The following is a 16,669-nucleotide window of genomic DNA, read 5'->3' on the forward strand; positions in this document are numbered from 1 at the left end:
TTAGGTCACCCTAAGTTAGAGTGGTGCGATGGGCGAACCGGTGTCGTTGGGTGAGGTGCAGGAAACACTGCTGATTCCGCTGTACGGGCGGGCTCGTGACGCGCGGAACGAGAAAAGCGTGCTCGGCGACCGCAAAGCGGTCGATCTGGTCGAGGCCATCGATTACGACTTCGAGAAGTTCCGCGGTCCGTCGCTGGCCGGGTCGGTGCTGCGGGCATCGATCTTCGACGAGTACGTCCGCGAATTCCTGCGTCGGCATCCGGACGGGACGGTGGTCGATCTGGGCTGTGGCCTGTCGACCCGGTTCGATCGCCTCGACAACGGGCGGGTGCGGTGGTTCGACCTGGACGTCGAGGACACGATGTCATTGCGGCGCACGTTCTTCGACGACGGCGACCGCTACATGATGATCACCGGATCGATCTTCGACACCGATTGGTACGCCCGGGTCACCGAACCGGCTCGACCGGTCTTCCTGCTGAGCGAGGCCGTCCTGCTGTATTTCCCCGATGCGCGGGTCCACGAAGTGTTGCGCCGCTTCGCCGACACGTTTCCCGGTTCGGGACTCGCGTTCGACACCAGCGGCCCGGCCATGATGAACACCCAGGACCGCAATCCGGTGTTCCGGGCCGTGTCCGCCCGCATGAAATGGACCTGCGCTGATCCGACGACGCTGGAACAGTTCGGTCTGCGACTGGTCGAATCCCGCACCTTCGCCAGCCCGCAACCTGGGGTGGCGCGCACCTGGCCCGCGAAATACCGCTACGGTCTCCGGCTTCTGGGCTGGGCGCCGCCGGTGACGACCTACAAACTGAACCTTTTCACCACGCTCGGCGAGCCCGCCTTCGCCTGACGCTCCGCTCGGGAGCGAATCTGCTTGCGAGTGCACCGTTATGTGCCGACAGTGCACACGCGCTGCCCCGGACCCGGTTTCGCACTAGCTTGAACGACTGACCGGTTTTGAGTGAAGGGGGTCGCGGTGACGGCTCCACGGGAGGAGGCGAGGTGGTAGTGGTGTTCCGGTCTGCGGACTACGCGCCGCACGAGCCCGTCGCGGCGGTGACGCGCCGCCCGGTGGGCGCCAATGTCGACGGCTACATCGCCGAGGAGTACTTCCACGAGGTGTTCTGCCAGGACGTGTCGGCGGCGGTGGCCGCCGATTTGTACGCTCACCAGAGATCGGCCGCGCTGGCGGCCGATCTCGAGCCGAGCGGCGCACCGTCCTGGGCCGACACCCCGAGTTGGTACCTGATCTCCCAGCAGGACCGGGTGATCCCGCCCGCACTCCAGAAGATGATGGCCGGGCGCGCCGCACCCGGCCGCACCAGCGAGGTCGACGCCTCCCACGTGTCCACTGGTGTCGCAACCGGGCCGGGTCGCTGACGTGGTGCGCGCCGCCATCACCGCGACTTCCTGACCCCGGCGGGTACCGGACCGGCAGGTGTCCGGTACCCGACCGAGCCGATGCCGGATTGATCAGTTTCGAAGAAGCCCGCGGCCTTCCCGCTTTCCTACGATGAGAGTCGTTCACCTCGACCCCGGTAGGGAAGGAAACGGCAATGGCCGAAGCGCAGAAGACCACCCGGGCAGCCGCGCGGAAGAAGTCCTCCGTCGGGTTCTCCGACGAGGAGAAGGCCGCCATGAAGGAGCACGCGCAGGAGCTGAAGACGGCCGCGCGCCGCGGCTCGCGCGCGTCCAAGGTCAACGGCGAAGCCGACGTGGTCGCCAAGATCGCCGACATGGCGGCCCCCGACCGCGCCATGGCCGAGAGAATCCACGCCATCGTCGGCGAGGGCGCTCCCGAACTCACACCGAAACTCTGGTACGGCATGCCCGCCTATGCCAGGGACGGCAAGGTCGTCCTGTTCTTCCAGAGCGCCGAGAAATTCAAGGCGCGATACGCCACCCTCGGTTTCAACGACATCGCGGCCCTCGACGACGGCACCATGTGGCCCACCGCCTTCGCCCTGACGAAACTCACCCCGGCCGTCGAGGCCAGGATCACCGAACTGGTGCGGAAGGCGGCGGGCTGAGTTCAGGGTCCGTTCAGCGTGCCGAATCCTGGACCAGGACGGGTTCCTCGAGCAATTCCGCTTGTCCGGCAACGACATTGGTCAGGATCGCACGTGCCACGCGCAGCAGTTCGGCCACCTGCGGCGAGGTCAGGGCGTAGGTCACCGACAGGCCCTCCCGTCGCGCGGTGACCAGACCGGTGCGACGCAGTACGGCCAGTTGCTGCGATAAGTTCGCGGGCTCTATTCCGACCTCGGGCAGCATTTCGGACACCGCGTGGTCGCGTTCGCTCAGCAATTCCAGAACCCGTATTCGCACCGGATGTCCGAGTGTTTTGAAGAAATCCGCTTTCATTCGGTACAGCGGCTGTCGCGCACCACCCACGAAAACCTCCGACCCCGCACACGGCGTAACCAAATATCTTTCCGATCCCGATGACTCGACTGTCCGTCGGCGCCGACAGACCCGCGGCACGGCTCGTTCCGTGGGGATTCGCGGATGCGACGGTTGTTCGCCGGGCGGACCTCCGAATCGGATCCGGTGCACCGGCGAACGGCCGAGCGCTGATGGAGGTTACCACCGGGCATATCGATCCCGGTGGGGATTCCGGCGCTCCGGTGCGACAACAAATGTCGGGCTCGAGATGATTCTTCCGATGCGCGGATCACGTGCCGAAAGAATCATACCGACCGGTCAAAAGATTCAGATTTCGAGTTCTGCCTCGATATCTTTGAGCCGGTGTCGCGCCATCGCCAGATTGCCGCGCGACCGGTCGAGTGCGAGATAGAGGAAAAGGCCCTTGGCCCGGCGACTGCGCGTCGGTCGGATCAGATGGTATTGGGTCGCGAGGGTGATGAGCACATCGTCGATCTCCTCGCTCAGCCCCAACTGCTCGATGGTGCGCATCTTCGCGCGGATCACCTCGGTATTGCCCGCCGACGCGACCTCGAGGTCGAAGGACTTCGATCCGCCGAGCACCCCGAGCGGCATGCCACTGCCGTAGTCGACGACGGCGGCCCCGATGGCACCGTCCAGCATCATCATGTCCTTCAACGCAACTTCCATGTCCGCCAAGGTCTTTCCTCTCTCCCACGGTACGAACGGCTTCGTGCGGGCCGACGCTACCGAGAAGGGGGCGGGATAAGGGGCGATCGATGAAGAATTCCGCAAGGTATGCAATTGGCAAGTTGTGCAATCAGATCGGCGTCGTCACAGGTCCCGGCGCGATCGGACGTACCGCCGAGCGCCGCCGTCTCGTCGGCGGGGCGTCAAGCCTACTGAACGTCGAGTGCGACCCCGTCGTCTAACGCGGAACAACACGCATGGTGGTCTCGGCCGCGCCGGGGCTGTTGATCGAATCGACGATCGAGGCGGCGTAGCGGCGGTACTTGTCGCGGTAGGCGGCATCGACACGGTCCTTGACCGCGGCGCCGACATCGGTGAATGTGACGTCGGCATCGACACCCGGCGCCTGCAGGTGGCCCTCGTGGCGGCCGCGGGTGGCGCGGTACCAGGCGGCGCTCGATCCGTTCACCGACCGGATGTAGACGTCGTCGCCGTCGCGCACCGCCCAGATGACCCGTGGCTTGTTCAGTGTTCCGTCGGTGCGCCGCGCGGCGATCTCGATCTCGTCGACCCGTTCGATCGTCGCCAGTTGGTCGTTGGTCCAAGTGCTCATGGCATCCCCTTTCGATTGACGGGCTCCAGTCGCGGCGCCCGAGTCCACCGTCGGATACCCCATGATATTTGCCGACAGTTCGCTGATGTGGCGTGATTCGCACACCCGTCTATTGCACCTGCGCGACCGGGGCTCCGGCAGTGACCGCTGGTCCAGGTACCCGCGGTACCTCCCCGGACCCGCGGGCGCGCTCATGCCGTGGATGACATGCGCCCTGCAACTCGACGAGGCCGAACGCGCGGCCGGACTCGAATTGCCTGCCACCCGGGCTGCCGCCGTCGAGCAGGCCGGCGAATTCTCGGCCCGCACGCTCGAATAGGCGGCTCCGCGCCCCTCGATCGGCGCGAGTATCGGCGGCGGCGGGTTCGCGTATTTGCCTGGCACACGGGCTTTTACGCCCTCGGATCGGCGAAACACGCGACCCGACCGGGTCATTGCCACTTGCCCGTGGCATGGCATCGGCGCATGATGTCAGGCGGGGTCAACACTGGCTCGCCAGTCGCCATACCGCTCAGCCGAGGAACGTGATCATGATCAACAAAGCCACACATGCGTTTGCCGTCACCGCCATCGCGCTGTCCATCGGTGCGATCGCCGCTCCCGCCGCTTCCGCCGCACCCGCCACAGCGGAACCGTCCGCCACACCCATCGGCTCGGTCGCGCTCTGCCTGAACATCCCGATCCCCCCGTTCAGCATCAGCGTCTGCCTCTGACCTCCTCCGGCGCGCCGCGGATCGTTCGCGGATGCCGAGAAGTCCATCGACGCGAACTCGACCCGCACGGTCCGGTCCGCGCGGTACCGCTGCCATGATGACGTGATGCAGCTGGACGACGAACTCCTCTACGCCGTCGCCCCTTTCGCGGAAACCCTCGGTATCCGGATCGAGGAGGCGAGCGCCGAATCGGTGCGGGTGCGGCTGGCCCATCGGGAGCAATTGGGCACGATGGCGGCGGTATGCACGGCGGCGCGCTCATGAGTCTGTGCGATATCGCCGCGGCGCTGTGCGCGGCCGCCCAGGTCGAACCGGGACAGGTCACCACCACCGCGGAATCATCGACCTACTTCCTCGCCCCGCTGCGGGGTGATTCGGCCACCGCCGTGGCACGGCCGGTCCGGGTCGGCCGGGCGCTGATCTGTGTGGAGGTCGATGTGCACGACGCGCAGGGCCGCCACTGCGCGCGCACCACCCAACTGCTCGCGGTCACACAGTCCTGACCGGCGCGGACACCGTCGTCAGACGATTTCCACGTACAGCGTGTAGGTGGCGTTGCCGCGCGTGGGTGCGACGGTCACCCGGTAGAAGCCGTCCGACGGCAGCACGATCCGGGTCCAGGCGTCGGAGACGACGATCACGGGTCCGTCGGGGCCGGAGATGCTGAGATTCGCGTTCCCCTCCACCGAGGTCAGGGTGCTGTCGAGTACCTGTCCGCGGCGCGCATCGAAGAAATAGCTGTCGGCATCGCCGCGCACCACCGCTCCGTCGACGACCGCCGCGCTGGTACCCGGCGCGAATTCGACCTCGGTGTAGACCCCCGCGTGCGCGGTGCCCGCGAAAGCGACGGCGACGGTGGTCGCGACGGTGGCGAGCGCGATCGCGGAGGCGGCGCGCACGGTGCGGATGCTGGAGGCCATGGTCGGTGTCCTGTCGTGGGGGCGATGTGGATGTCGCCGGTGGTATGCGATGCCACCGACTCTGGCCGCCGCGACTTGCCGATACCTGAAAGGCCGGTTAACGCGCTGGTCCGGCACCCGGCGCCCGTTCGCGGATCGAGTCGGGCACGCCACTTCGGCGGACACCGCGCGTCAGGGATTGGCGGCGCGATAGGCGACGGTCTGTGCCGCCACGATGCGCACCAGATCGCCCAGTGCCATCTCGACGTCGGCCAGATGCAGGCCCCAGTCCGCGTCGGGAACGGCGGGCAGATTCGGGCTGCCCGGATCCGCGGTCGCCATGAGCGCGGTCGCGCCGTCCTGGTGGATACACCGCACCCGGTAGGTCTGCGCGGGGACCAACCACGGTGTCGACGCGGCGATCGCGCCCGGACCGAGCGCAAGCGCGAGTTCGACGCCCATCGGGCTCGGCACCGGTTGGGCGCGCAATATGGTTGCCGCGGTGCGTGATTCGTTGAGTTCCAACGAGGCCGGATTGGTGCAGGCGAGTTCGTAATCCGGCCCGTACGGCTGCGGCGTCGCCTCCGGGGTCACCGGGTTGCGGCCGAATCTGCTGTCCGGCGGCGGTATTTCGTCGAAGGTCTGCCAGGCGAGCGCACACCCGGTCTGAGCCTCGCTACGGCACAGCGGCAGGTGCTGGAAGTCGCCGCCGACATCGCTGTTCTTGCGCACCACCGTATTTCCGCCGAGCAGGATCGCGGACAGGATTCGATCGCGCATCTCGGGCCGCGGGTCGATTTCCTCGCGGATCAGCTGCCGCAACATGCGGGTGCCCTGCGAATGGCCGATCAGCACCACCGGTCGGGACGGATCGTGTTCGGCGAGGAACTGCTGCCAGGCGCGTCGCACGTCCGTGTACGCGATGCGTGACAGTTCGGCGCGCTGTTCGGCGGTGTAATCGTCTTCGTCGGCGAGCGCGCCGAGGGTGCGCTGGCGGTACACCGGCGCGTACACCTCGCACACCTGGGAGAAGCGCGCCGCCTGCTGGGCGGCGACGGTGCGCAGTTCGGGTGTCACGGTGGTGTCGGCGTTGGGCGTCGACTGCAAAGACACCGTGGGGTACACGTAGAAACAGTCGACGCCGGGATCGGCGGGCGCGGGCGCCTCCTCGCGCAGGTCCGGTTGTCCCGCTCGCCGCACGGTCGTCGCGGTGCTCGCGGCACACGGGTCGTCGGCCAGGCCGGGACGGCACAACCACACGACGCCCTCGTCGGGTGCGGCGCTCGCGCCGACCGGCACCCAGGGAATGACACCGATGCCGCAGACCACGGCCGCAACCGCACGCCACCATCGACTATCGCGCATCGCCTCCGCCTTCACAGTGTCGGTCCCGCCATCGGCCGCCGTGGATCTGCGTCACCGCGCGGGGGAGATCCGGGTCGGGTCATCGTAGCCGTCCGGTTCTTCCGTTCCCGGGACCGAACCGAGGTCTTCGGGTCGGGGGGCGCGGGTGCGCCGGAGATTCGGCCGACGCTCGCGTGCGAGTATCGGGGTCATGCCACGTATCGCCACCGCCGACGTCGTCCAACGAGCCGAACTGCTCGAATTCCTGCGCCCGCGTCACCGTGCCGTACTGGAGACGAGACGCGCCGACGGCAGTCCCCAGCTCTCACCGGTCACCTGCGGCGTCGACTCGGACGGCCGTCTGGTGATCGCGACCTATCCGACCCGGGCCAAGACCAGCAATGCCCGCCGAGATCCCCGGGTCTCGCTGTGCGTGCTGTCCGACGAATGGAACGACGCCTACGTGCAGGTGGACGGACGCGCCGAGGTGCTCGACATGCCGGAGGTCCTGGACGGACTGGTCGACTACTTCCGCTGCATCTCCGGCGAGCACCCGGACTGGGCCGAATACCGGGAGGCCATGGTCCGGCAGAACAAATCGCTGATCCGCGTGCACATCGAACGCTGGGGTCCGATCGCCACCGGCGGTTTCCCGCCCGAGCGGTAGGCGGACGGCGTTCGATCACCGCGAAAAGCTCGCGCCGCGACCGGGTTCGGCCCGAGTGGCGTCGGACGGGAACGAGTTCCGCGCGCGCGGAGAGCGCGAAAAACATTCCGCCCAGCCCGTTTTCGCGGGTCCGCCTGTTACCTCACCGTGTCGTACCATCTACCGGGGTCCTGCGTAGACCCGGCAACGCGCTCCGTCGCGGCGTCAGCGCGCGCGGAGTGTCGGCGATTCACCAAACCTGTAGTGCACACGAACACATTGGGGAGGTTTCTCACTTGAGTACGCAGCAGTCCCGGGAGATGTCGTGCCCGGTCGTCCACCACTCGCCGATTCCGGCAGACGAACACCGGATCCCGCTGCACACACCGGAATTCGCCGCCGATCCGCACCGATACTATCGCGAGATGCGCGGTCGCTACGGCAGTTTGGCCCCGGTGGAACTCGCGCCCGGCGTACCGGCCACCCTGGTGATCGCCTACCGGACCGCGGTGCGGATCCTCAACGACCCGGAACGTTTTCCCGCGGACCCCAGAACCTGGCAGCAGAGCGTGCCGTCGGATTGCCCCGTCCTCCCGCTGCTCGAATGGCGGCCGATGGCGAGCAGATGCTCGGGCGCGGAATTCACCCGTTATCGCCAGGCGATCACGGCCGGTATCGACTCGGTCGACCTGTTCTCGCTGCGCGGCGTCGTGGAGAAACGCGCCGTCGAGCTGATCAATTCGTTCTGCGCGGACGGGCGTGCCGATCTGATCCGGCAGTACGCGTTCCCCTTGGTGTTCGATGTCATCAACCATATGCTCGGATGCCCGCCCGAGATCTACGACCAGGTCGCGGCGGGGACGAGCGCGCTCATCGACGGTGGGGACGCCGAGACGGGAAATCGGCTGCTCGGCGAGGCACTGATGAATCTGGTGACGCTCAAACGGGCCGAACCCGGTCGCGACATCCCGTCGACGTTGCTGCGACATCCCTCCGGCCTCGACGACATCGAGGCGTCGCACCACGTGTCGCAGATCTATGGGGGCGGCATCGAATTCCAGCTCAACCTGATCGTCAACACGCTGCTGTTGATCGTCTCCGACGTCCGCTTCGGCGACAACGTCCTCGGCGGGAATCTGTCCTCCCGCGACGCACTCGACGAGGTGCTGTTCAACGATCCGCCGGTGGCGAATCTGCTGGTGACCTACCCGCGCCAGCCGATCGTCATCGACGACGTCTGGCTGCCCGCGCACCAGCCGGTGGTGATCAGCATGGCCGCGTGCAACAACGATCCCGAAGTCCGCAGCACCGAACTCACCGGCAATCGCGCCCATCTCGCGTGGGGTGTCGGCCCGCACGCCTGCCCGGCGCAATCGCTGGCGTATCTGATCGCCGAATGCGCGATAGATCAACTGCTCGACGTCCTGCCCGAGATCAGGATCGACCTGACCGACGGGGTCCCCGCGTGGCGACCCGGCCCGTTCCATCGTGCTCTGACCGAGTTGCCCGTCACTTTCCCGCCCGCCCCGCCGCTCGCCGTGTGACCGTTCGTATCCCTCGGCGATGTGATCCCGCCGACGGATACGGACCGAGAGTCGCGTCGCCGGGCGGGATGTCGCGAGGATGGAAGCGTGCACAGTAGTCAGATCGTGACGGTGTTCCTGGATCTCGTCGTCATCATGGCGGTGGCGAGGGTTCTGGGGTGGCTCGCCGAGAAGATCGGCCAGCCCGCCGTCATCGGGGAGATCACGGCGGGAATCCTGGTCGGCCCCACCGTCCTCGGCGCCGATCTCTCGTCCGCGTTGTTCCCGGACGAGATCCGTCCCTATCTGAGTCTGCTCGCCAACGTCGGTGTCGCCGTGTTCATGTTCGTGGCCGGACTCGAACTCGACCGCGGCATGTTCGCGGGCGCGCGGCGCTCGATCTCGGTGGTGTCGGCCGCCGCCTATCTGTTCCCGTTCGTCCTCGGATGCGGTGTCGCCGCGATCGCGCTGTCGCGCCACGCCACCGGCGACCGGTTGAATTTCGCTCTCTTCGTCGGCTGCGCGCTCGCGGTCACGGCCTTTCCGGTACTCGTGCGAATCCTGCACGATCGTGGGCTGATTCGCACCCGGCTCGGCCAGCTCAGCCTGGCGTGCGCCGCGCTGGTCGACATCCTGGCCTGGTCGGCGCTCGCCGTGGTGCTCGCCGTCGCGCACCCGGCGGCGGGCACCCAGTGGCGACTGTTCCTGTTGATACCCCTGGTCGCCGTGACCTGGTGGGTGGTGCGACCCGCCCTCGCGCGACTGGCCGCGGTGGGCACCGAGCAGACGATGATCGTGGTCGGTGTCGGCGGGGCGCTGCTTCTCGGCGCGGTCACCGAATGGATCGGGCTGCACCTGATATTCGGCGCGTTCGCCTTCGGTGTCGTATTCCCCCGCACCCGCAGGACGAGTGTGGAATCCGGCGCGCGGGTCCTGAGTTCGGTGCTGCTGCCCGGATTCTTCGTGGTGTCGGGTCTGGCCGTCGATCTCGGATCGCTGGACCGTACCGCGGTCGGCGAACTGACCGTCATCGTGGTGGTGGCCGTCGCGGGGAAACTGCTCGGCGTCTACCTGGCGGGACGGGCGACCGGGCTGTGTCCGCGCCCGGCCGCCGCGCTCGCCGCGCTGCTGAACACCCGGGGTCTGACCGAACTGGTGATCCTGAATGTCGGGCTCGGAATCGGAATCATCGGGCCGCAACTGTATTCGTTGCTGGTGGTGATGGCGCTGGTGACGACGGCGATGACCGCGCCCGCGTTGCGCGTCATCGGTGTGCCCGAGCGGCTCACCGACGAATTCGGAGACGACGAAGACAGCCGCGAGGAATCTCCCGCGGAGCGGGCGTCGGCCGAATCCGCCGCCGGAGAAGACGAAACCGCCGCACACGACGAATCGCGTGCGGCGGAGTCCGGGGGTAGGCACTAGACCCGGGCGGCCACCTTCGGCTGCGGCGCCACGCCGGGCAGCACCCGCTTGACCGGGATGGTCGTGGCGAGCACGGCGCCCAGGATCGCCACGCCGCCGCCGATCAGCAGGCCGACCCGGAAACCGTTCTCCGTCGGGAGCATATGTCCCCCGACCGAGAGGGTCATCTGCGCCAGGATCGCGCCGACGACGGCCGCCGAGATCGAGGTGCCGATGGCCCGCATCAGGGTGTTGAAGCTGTTGGCCGCGGCGGTCTCGGAAACCGGGACCGCGCCCATGATCAGCGCGGGCATCGCGCCGTAGGCGAAGCCGACGCCGGTATTGATGATGACGGTCGCCGCGAGGATCCCCCAGGTGGAACCCATCAGAATCAGTGAGGCGGCATAGCCCGCGGCGATGACGGCGCAGCCGGTGGCGAGGGTGAACTTGGGGCCGCGCAGGGCCGAGAGCCGCGCGCCGACCGGGGAGATCACCATCATCGTCAGACCGGCGGGCGCCATCCACAGGCCCATGGAGAACATGGACTGCCCGAAACCGAATCCGGTGGATTTCGGCAGTTGCAGCAGCTGGGGGATCAGCAGCGCCTGGGCGTACATCGCCATGGAGACGACCACCGAGGTCGCGTTGGTGAGCAGGACCTGGGGGCGGGCGGTGACACGCAGGTCGACCAGTGGCTGGCTGGTGCGCAGTTCGTAGCGGCCCCAGATCAGGATCGCGACGATCGCGGCGGCGAACAGGCCGAGGATGGTCGCGCTGGTCCAGCCCCAGGTCGCGCCCTTGGAGACCGCGAGCAGCAGGCAGACGAGTCCGATTCCGAGTCCGATCGCGCCCAGGTAGTCGAAACGTCCGGCGGGGCCTTCGGTGGGGATCTCGGGGATGACGAGGTAGATCAGGACGCCGACGATCGCGGCGAGCACGGCGCAGCCCCAGAACAGCATCCGCCAGTCGCTGTTCTCGACGACGGCGGCGGCGATGGGAAGTCCGAGCGCGCCGCCGATTCCGAGGCTGGCGCTGATCAGGGCGATGGCCGAACCGAGGCGTTCCGGCGGCAGCAGGTCGCGCATCGCGCTGATGCCGATCGGGATGATGCCGACGCCCATGCCCTGGAGACCGCGGCCGATGATCATCGGCAACACCGAGGTGGCGGTGGCGCACACGATCGATCCGACGATGAGCGGGACGATGGAGGCCAGCAGTACCGGACGTTTGCCGTACATGTCACCGAGTCGTCCGGCGACCGGCGTGACGACGGCGCCGACGAGCAGCGTCGCGGTGACCACCCAGGTGGTGTTGGACGCGGTGCTGTGCAGGATCTGTGGAAGTTGACCGAGTAGCGGCACGACGAGGGTCTGCATCAGCGCGGCGACGATGCCCGCGGACGCCACGACGGCCAGGACGGCATCGGGCCGGACGGTGGAGCTGGGTGTGCTCACGGACATCTCCCTTTGCTGACGTTAACTAACGATGTGCATCGTACATGCAATATGCATTATGCATATTCTATGTGTGATGCACATATCATGCATGATGCATGGCCTATGTGTCCTGCATAACGCGTGGTATACCTGGTATCGGGGAGTTGTCCGCGGTGTCTCGCGGAGCTGTCGAAAGGACCGCAATGGACAAGGCCATCGACTCGATCGAGTTCGAGACCATGCTGTTCGGCCGATACAGCCTGGCCTCCCGCAAAGGTGACGAGCGCAGTCTCGACCGCAGCGTCTACACGCTGCTCGCCCGGCTCCACATGGAGGGGCCGATGACCATCGGCCAACTCGGCGAGGCGCTCGGCCTGGACGATTCGACCGTGAACCGGCAGACCGCCGCCATGATGAAGGCCGGTCTGCTGGAGCGGATCGCCGATCCCGACGGCGGGTTGGCGCGCAAGTTCCGCGCCACCGCCGACGGTGAACGTCAGTTGGAAGCGCAACGTGCCGAGAGCATTCGGCACCTGGACACCATCCTGAGCGATTGGGCTTCCGAGGATGTCGCGATCTTCGGCGCCTACCTGGAGCGGTTCAACACCGATATCGAGCGGCATCACGGGCGGCCGTGGCCGCGCCCGGCCGGCTCGCTGTCGGTCACCCGTTTCGGCCGGGGCGTCACGGGCTGAACCGCCACGCGATCCGAACACGTGATCGCACGGAGACGCTCACGCCACTTCTCTCACACGGGTAACGGCGTACCTGCCAACGCATCTCGCAGCAGTGCGAGGCGCGGGACCGGTACCTCCAACAGTGGAAGACGCACCGTCGCATGGGCGATGATGCCGCGCTCGGCAAGGGCAGCCTTCGCCGTCACCGCCCCGGGGGACACGCGCACGAGGGCATCGGCCAGCGGGATCAGCCCGGCCTGGATCGCCCGCGCCGCGTCGAGATCGCCGTCGCGGACCGCGCGGATGAGCGCGCCGTTGCGGTCGGCGACGATATTGCCCGCGACGCTGACCAGGCCGGCGGCGCCGCACGCGAGGTAGGGCAGGGCGAGTTCGTCGATACCGCAGTAGTACGCCAGTGGACTCGACGCCATGATCGACATCGCCTCGAACAGGTCGCCCTTGGCGTCCTTGACCGCCAGGATCCCGGGGTGGGCGGACAGTTCGATCAGCGTGCTCGCGTCCATCGCGAGACCGGTACGCGCCGGGACGTCGTAGAGCATCACCGGCAGATCGGTGGCATCGGCGACGGCCACGCAGTGCGCGATCACCCCGGCCTGGGTCGGCCTCGAGTAATACGGGCAGACCAGCAGCAGCGCGTCCGCACCGGCGGCCTGCGCGTCGCGTGCGCGGCGCACACTCGCGACGGTGTCGTAGGTGCCGATTCCGGCGATCACCCGCGCTTGATTCTTCGATCGCGCGACCACGGTGCGGACGAGACCGGCGGATTCGGTCTCGGTGAGTGTCGGTGCCTCCCCGGTGGTTCCGGCGACGACGATGCCGTCGCATCCGGTGGCGAGCAGGTGGTCGACGAGTCCGGTGACGCCGGATCGGTCGAGACCGCCGTCGGGACGCATCGGGGTCACCATGGCGACGAGGTTCGTGCCGAAGAGTCGGGCGGCGGTGGTGTTCGGATCGGTCATGTCTCGATCGTGCGCCCCTCGATAGATGCGGTCCAGCGATGCTTTCTTGTCGATATTGCGTAGCCTTGCTTCATGATCGATGTCGGTGCGCTGCGAGCGTTGCGGGCCGTGGCCGCGTCGGGGACGTTGGCGCGTGCGGCCGAGGAACTCGGGTTCACGGCCTCGGCGGTCTCACAGCAGATCAAGCGGCTGGAACGGCAGATCGGTGTGCCCGTGCTGGCGCAGGCGGGGCGCGGGGTCGTGCTCACCCCGGCCGGGCAGGCCGTGGTCGACTCCGCGCCCGAGGTGTTCCAGGCGCTGGAACGCTGTGCCGAAGCGGCCCAATCGGTTTCGGAAGGCGCGCCGCGCGGGACACTGCGCGTCGCCGCGTTCTCGACCGCGATCAGGGGGCTGCTCGCGCCCGGCGTGGCGCGCCTGTCGACGCGGTGCCCGGATCTGCGCGTGCTCATCACCGAACAGGATCCGGACCCGGCCGTGCACAGCGTCGACACGGGTACCGCGGACCTGGCGCTCGTCCACGACGCCGACGGACTGCCCGCGCCGTTGCCGCCGTCGTTGACCCAGCGTCACATGCACACCGATATCGGCGACGTCGTCATGGAACGCGCGCATCCGCTGGCCGAGATCGACCGGCCACTGACCGCGGACGACCTCGCGGGCCACGCCTGGGTGACGAGTCCGCCGGGCACGGTGTGCCACCAGTGGTTCCGCCGATTGTTCGCCGACACCCGCGCCGAACCCGATGTGCGCCACCTGGTCGACGATTTCGCCACCCAACTGTCGCTGGTCGCCTCCGGCGCGGTCATCGCCCTGATCCCCCGTCTGGCCCGCCCGCCGCTGGGAGACGGACTCGTCGCGCGTCCGCTGCGACGGCAACCGACCCGCGACGTGCACGCGGTGTGGCGGCACAGCGCCGATGCCAGTCCGGCGATCCGGGCGGTGCTCGCGGAACTGACGCTCAAGCAGGTGCCGCGGGGGCGGGTATCAGGGAGTGGCCGCGGTCCGCTGGTCCAGTAGCAGTCCGAGCAACCCGGACTCGCGACTCTGGGTGTCGAGCATGTCGCGGGCCGCCTGTTTGACGATTCCGCTCGACAGTTGTCGCTCGGCGGCCTGCGCCATCTGGATGCCGCCGTAGTGGTGGCGTCGCATCAGGCGTAGGAACAGGATCTCGGCGTCGGTGCCGCGCGCGGCGGACAGGGCGTCGAGTTCCTCCTGTGTCGCCATCCCCGGCATGGTCGTCGGCGCCGGGGGCTCGGCCGCCGTGCTCGTGGCCGCGCCGCCGTGCGCGTGCCCCGGGTGTGCGGACTTGTCGGGCCCGGTGTCGACGTGCATCCACGCCATCGGGTGCGGGTTGGTGGTGACGACACGGGCCATGCGCAGCCAGCCGAGCATCATGCCCAGTTCGAGGCGCTGGGTGTCGGCCAATTGCTGGGCCAGCGCCCTGACCGTCGGGTCCGCCGCGCGGTCCAGGCGCTGGGTCATCGACAGCGCCTGATTGTGGTGGGCCACCATGTCCTGGGTGAAGCCGATCTCGGTATCGCTCATCACCGGTGGCGAGGCGGTGTCGTCGGACAGCACGAGCGGTCCCAGCGCCGCGCCCACGACCAGCAGCAACACCGCGAAACTGGTGAGCGCGGCGCCTTTGACCCAGTCGGCTCGGGTCATGAGCCGACGGTGGATTTCTGGTCGGCGGGCGGCGTGTAGACCGAGGGCGACAGTTGCAGGGTGAGGAATCCGTTGTCGGCGCACGTCGTCCACAACTGGTTGCCACGCCATTCGGGGGGCGAGAAGCACCAGTCGGTGGACAGATCCCCGAACGCGACCATGCCGGACCGGCTGCCGATCGCCTGCGACAGGTCGAACTGTCCCTGCAGGATCGTCTGGATCACCGTCGGCGCGGCCAGGACCGGCGGTCCGATGATCGAGGCGAGCGCATGCGGCGAATTGGTGAGTTCGGTGTTGTCGCCGGTGCGTGCGGGCGGGTTGTAGTAGGCGATCTCGCGCACCGAGCGCGGATCGTGGACGTCGAACACACGGATTCCCGACGACAGCCATCCGCAGGCGAGCGCGGTGGGATTCGCGGGCCGGTCGGCGGCGCAGTAGTGCGCGTCGTATGCGAACAGCGAACCGCCCGCCGCCGAGGCCATGGCCACGTCCTGGTTGTCCGGCAGATCGATTTCCAGTTTGATGGAATTCACCAGTTGCGGACGGCTGCCGTCGCGCACGTCGAAGATCTTGACGCCGCCGGATCCGGCCTCCTGGACGGAGAACACGTAGGGCGTGCCGTCGTAGGTGACGGGAATATGGTGCTGTGTCGCCCAGCCGTCGGTCCACGTGATGTGCGAGAGTTCGCGGACCCGGGGGTCCCGGTCGCGCCGCTGCACGGCCGAGACATCGAGGACCATCATGCCGCCGAAGTTGTTGGCCAGGTACAGGGTGTTGCCGTCGGCGCTGAATCCGAGACCGTGCATCGACAGTCCGGGCAGGCTCTGCCAGATGACCCGGGGCGCGGCGGGGTCGCTGAGGTCGACGGCGCTGACGAGTCCGGGGGCGACGCCCGAGGCCCAATAGGTCTTGCCGTCGGGGGAGAAGCCTCCTTCGTGCGCCGTAATGGGCAGTGGCATACCGAGATCGGTGCCCGGGCCGGGATTGAGCAGACGTGGGTGCGCGCAGTCGGAGATGTCGTAGACCGAGAGCAGTCCCGCGCCGGTGAGCACGGGAGCCCCGGTGCCGACGAGAAGTTTGCGTTCGTGGTTGACCTTCAGGCTTTCCCAGGTGCCCGCGAGCATGGCGGGTTCGGTCAGCGTGGCGGTGAGGACGGGCGCCGACGGATTCGAGACGTCGAGTACCTGCACGCCCTGCTCGCGGCCGAGCAGATTGCCGGGGAAGAAGGTGCCGACATAGGCGCAATGGTCGAAGGTGGTCGAGGTGATACCGCCGCCGACACCCGGGTAGCCGCCGAGTCTGGTGATATTGCAGCTGTAGCCCTCGGTACTGCGCTTGCTGTCCCGGTCGGCGGCGGGAACATCGCCCTGCAAGCCGGTCTCGGGACCGGAGGCAGGGTCCGAACCTGCCCCGCACGCGGCGCGACCGACGGCGACGGTGCTGAGACCACCGATCTCGGTGACTCGGCCCGGTGAACCGGATTCCGGTTGCGCGGAGAGGATTCCGGTCGGAAGCAGCAATGCGGCGGCGGCCGCGATCACCGAAATCCGTCGAGCACGGAGCCAATGCTGTGATCTCATAGTGTCCCTCGGCGGTGAGGGAGCCTTTCGTCCGGATGGCACGCGGTGCGGCCGCGATGTCCCCGGTTCCCTGATGTGGGCCGGAGACGCCGTGGTGCGGAGTCTGTCGAG

At 67.8% G+C, this 16,669-nt stretch carries 20 protein-coding genes and 1 pseudogene; 11 read left to right on the forward strand and 10 right to left on the reverse strand.

All coding sequences use genetic code 11. From position 1 onward, the window contains the following. Positions 1 to 28: 28 nt before the first annotated feature. The 3 genes and pseudogenes from OG225_RS08350 to OG225_RS08360 all read left to right on the forward strand — a co-directional run bounded on the left by OG225_RS08350 (position 29) and on the right by OG225_RS08360 (position 2,033). Positions 29 to 853 (forward strand): class I SAM-dependent methyltransferase, encoded by an 825-nt coding sequence (locus OG225_RS08350; protein WP_405181147.1) that lies wholly within the window; start codon positions 29 to 31, stop codon positions 851 to 853. Positions 854 to 1,077: 224 nt separating this feature from the next. Then, positions 1,078 to 1,417 (forward strand): annotated as a pseudogene (locus tag OG225_RS08355) (alpha/beta fold hydrolase); the annotation flags it as partial. Positions 1,418 to 1,559: 142 nt separating this feature from the next. Then, positions 1,560 to 2,033, forward strand: a complete 474-nt coding sequence (locus tag OG225_RS08360; protein WP_405181148.1) for an iron chaperone — start codon at positions 1,560 to 1,562, stop codon at positions 2,031 to 2,033. Positions 2,034 to 2,046: 13 nt separating this feature from the next. On the opposite strand, the gene OG225_RS08365 is transcribed toward OG225_RS08360, so the two are convergent. From OG225_RS08365 to OG225_RS08375, 3 genes are all read right to left on the reverse strand, one after another. Continuing rightward, positions 2,047 to 2,367 carry a helix-turn-helix transcriptional regulator gene (locus OG225_RS08365; RefSeq protein WP_216906471.1) on the reverse strand — a complete coding sequence of 107 codons (321 nt, stop codon included), beginning with the start codon at positions 2,365 to 2,367 and terminating at the stop codon, positions 2,047 to 2,049. A gap of 348 nt (positions 2,368 to 2,715) precedes the next feature. After that, positions 2,716 to 3,078: a hypothetical protein gene (locus OG225_RS08370; protein WP_405181149.1), complete on the reverse strand. Its 363-nt coding sequence runs from the start codon at positions 3,076 to 3,078 to the stop codon at positions 2,716 to 2,718. Positions 3,079 to 3,316: 238 nt separating this feature from the next. Then, a complete protein-coding gene (locus OG225_RS08375) occupies positions 3,317 to 3,691 on the reverse strand; it encodes a DUF2255 family protein (protein ID WP_405181150.1) in 375 nt (124 codons plus the stop codon). Positions 3,692 to 3,752: 61 nt separating this feature from the next. Between OG225_RS08375 and OG225_RS08380 the strand changes: the two genes are divergently transcribed. Next, complete coding sequence (locus tag OG225_RS08380; RefSeq protein WP_405181151.1) at positions 3,753 to 4,010, forward strand: hypothetical protein; 258 nt, start codon at positions 3,753 to 3,755, stop codon at positions 4,008 to 4,010. Between the two features lie 192 nt (positions 4,011 to 4,202). Here OG225_RS08380 and OG225_RS08385 read toward each other — a convergent pair whose 3' ends face one another. Beyond that, complete coding sequence (locus tag OG225_RS08385; RefSeq protein WP_405181152.1) at positions 4,203 to 4,472, reverse strand: hypothetical protein; 270 nt, start codon at positions 4,470 to 4,472, stop codon at positions 4,203 to 4,205. A gap of 37 nt (positions 4,473 to 4,509) precedes the next feature. Between OG225_RS08385 and OG225_RS08390 the strand changes: the two genes are divergently transcribed. Continuing rightward, positions 4,510 to 4,668 carry a hypothetical protein gene (locus tag OG225_RS08390; RefSeq protein ID WP_405181153.1) on the forward strand — a complete coding sequence of 53 codons (159 nt, stop codon included), beginning with the start codon at positions 4,510 to 4,512 and terminating at the stop codon, positions 4,666 to 4,668. Beyond that, positions 4,665 to 4,907 carry a PaaI family thioesterase gene (locus OG225_RS08395; protein WP_405181154.1) on the forward strand — a complete coding sequence of 81 codons (243 nt, stop codon included), beginning with the start codon at positions 4,665 to 4,667 and terminating at the stop codon, positions 4,905 to 4,907. The genes OG225_RS08390 and OG225_RS08395 overlap by 4 nt, the downstream gene beginning before the upstream one ends. Positions 4,908 to 4,925: 18 nt before the next feature. On the opposite strand, the gene OG225_RS08400 is transcribed toward OG225_RS08395, so the two are convergent. After that, complete coding sequence (locus OG225_RS08400) at positions 4,926 to 5,324, reverse strand: PPC domain-containing protein (protein ID WP_405181155.1); 399 nt, start codon at positions 5,322 to 5,324, stop codon at positions 4,926 to 4,928. Positions 5,325 to 5,495: 171 nt separating this feature from the next. Then, a complete protein-coding gene (locus OG225_RS08405) occupies positions 5,496 to 6,668 on the reverse strand; it encodes a DUF3089 domain-containing protein (RefSeq protein WP_405181156.1) in 1,173 nt (390 codons plus the stop codon). Positions 6,669 to 6,858: 190 nt separating this feature from the next. Here OG225_RS08405 and OG225_RS08410 point away from each other — a divergent pair, with 190 nt between their 5' ends. The 3 genes from OG225_RS08410 to OG225_RS08420 all read left to right on the forward strand — a co-directional run bounded on the left by OG225_RS08410 (position 6,859) and on the right by OG225_RS08420 (position 10,241). Beyond that, on the forward strand, positions 6,859 to 7,314 hold the full coding sequence (locus OG225_RS08410; protein WP_405181157.1) for a PPOX class F420-dependent oxidoreductase: 456 nt from the start codon (positions 6,859 to 6,861) through the stop codon (positions 7,312 to 7,314). 275 nt (positions 7,315 to 7,589) lie between these two features. Next, a complete protein-coding gene (locus OG225_RS08415; protein ID WP_405181158.1) occupies positions 7,590 to 8,837 on the forward strand; it encodes a cytochrome P450 in 1,248 nt (415 codons plus the stop codon). Between the two features lie 87 nt (positions 8,838 to 8,924). Then, positions 8,925 to 10,241 carry a cation:proton antiporter gene (locus OG225_RS08420; RefSeq protein WP_405181159.1) on the forward strand — a complete coding sequence of 439 codons (1,317 nt, stop codon included), beginning with the start codon at positions 8,925 to 8,927 and terminating at the stop codon, positions 10,239 to 10,241. On the opposite strand, the gene OG225_RS08425 is transcribed toward OG225_RS08420, so the two are convergent. Beyond that, the gene (locus tag OG225_RS08425) at positions 10,238 to 11,680 is read right to left on the reverse strand and encodes an MFS transporter (RefSeq protein WP_405181160.1); all 1,443 of its coding nucleotides are present in this window, start codon (positions 11,678 to 11,680) and stop codon (positions 10,238 to 10,240) included. The two genes, OG225_RS08420 and OG225_RS08425, sit on opposite strands and share 4 nt — an antisense overlap. 179 nt (positions 11,681 to 11,859) lie before the next feature. On the opposite strand from OG225_RS08425, the gene OG225_RS08430 reads away from it, so the two are divergent. Then, entirely contained in the window at positions 11,860 to 12,351 is a 492-nt protein-coding gene (locus tag OG225_RS08430; RefSeq protein WP_405181161.1) for a MarR family winged helix-turn-helix transcriptional regulator, read from the forward strand. 53 nt (positions 12,352 to 12,404) lie between these two features. On the opposite strand, the gene dapA is transcribed toward OG225_RS08430, so the two are convergent. Further along, a complete protein-coding gene (gene dapA, locus OG225_RS08435) occupies positions 12,405 to 13,313 on the reverse strand; it encodes a 4-hydroxy-tetrahydrodipicolinate synthase (RefSeq protein ID WP_405181162.1) in 909 nt (302 codons plus the stop codon). Positions 13,314 to 13,385: 72 nt separating this feature from the next. Between dapA and OG225_RS08440 the strand changes: the two genes are divergently transcribed. Then, a complete protein-coding gene (locus OG225_RS08440; protein WP_405181163.1) occupies positions 13,386 to 14,330 on the forward strand; it encodes a LysR family transcriptional regulator in 945 nt (314 codons plus the stop codon). Here the strand turns inward: OG225_RS08440 and OG225_RS08445 are convergent. Then, positions 14,298 to 14,978, reverse strand: a complete 681-nt coding sequence (locus OG225_RS08445) for a DUF305 domain-containing protein (protein ID WP_405181164.1) — start codon at positions 14,976 to 14,978, stop codon at positions 14,298 to 14,300. The genes OG225_RS08440 and OG225_RS08445 overlap by 33 nt on opposite strands. Then, positions 14,975 to 16,558 carry an LVIVD repeat-containing protein gene (locus OG225_RS08450; protein WP_405181165.1) on the reverse strand — a complete coding sequence of 528 codons (1,584 nt, stop codon included), beginning with the start codon at positions 16,556 to 16,558 and terminating at the stop codon, positions 14,975 to 14,977. Before OG225_RS08450 ends, OG225_RS08445 begins: the two co-directional genes overlap by 4 nt. Positions 16,559 to 16,669 lie beyond the last annotated feature (111 nt).

It is taken from the genome of Nocardia sp. NBC_01377, from assembly GCF_045040005.1.
GTDB lineage: Bacteria > Actinomycetota > Actinomycetes > Mycobacteriales > Mycobacteriaceae > Nocardia > Nocardia noduli.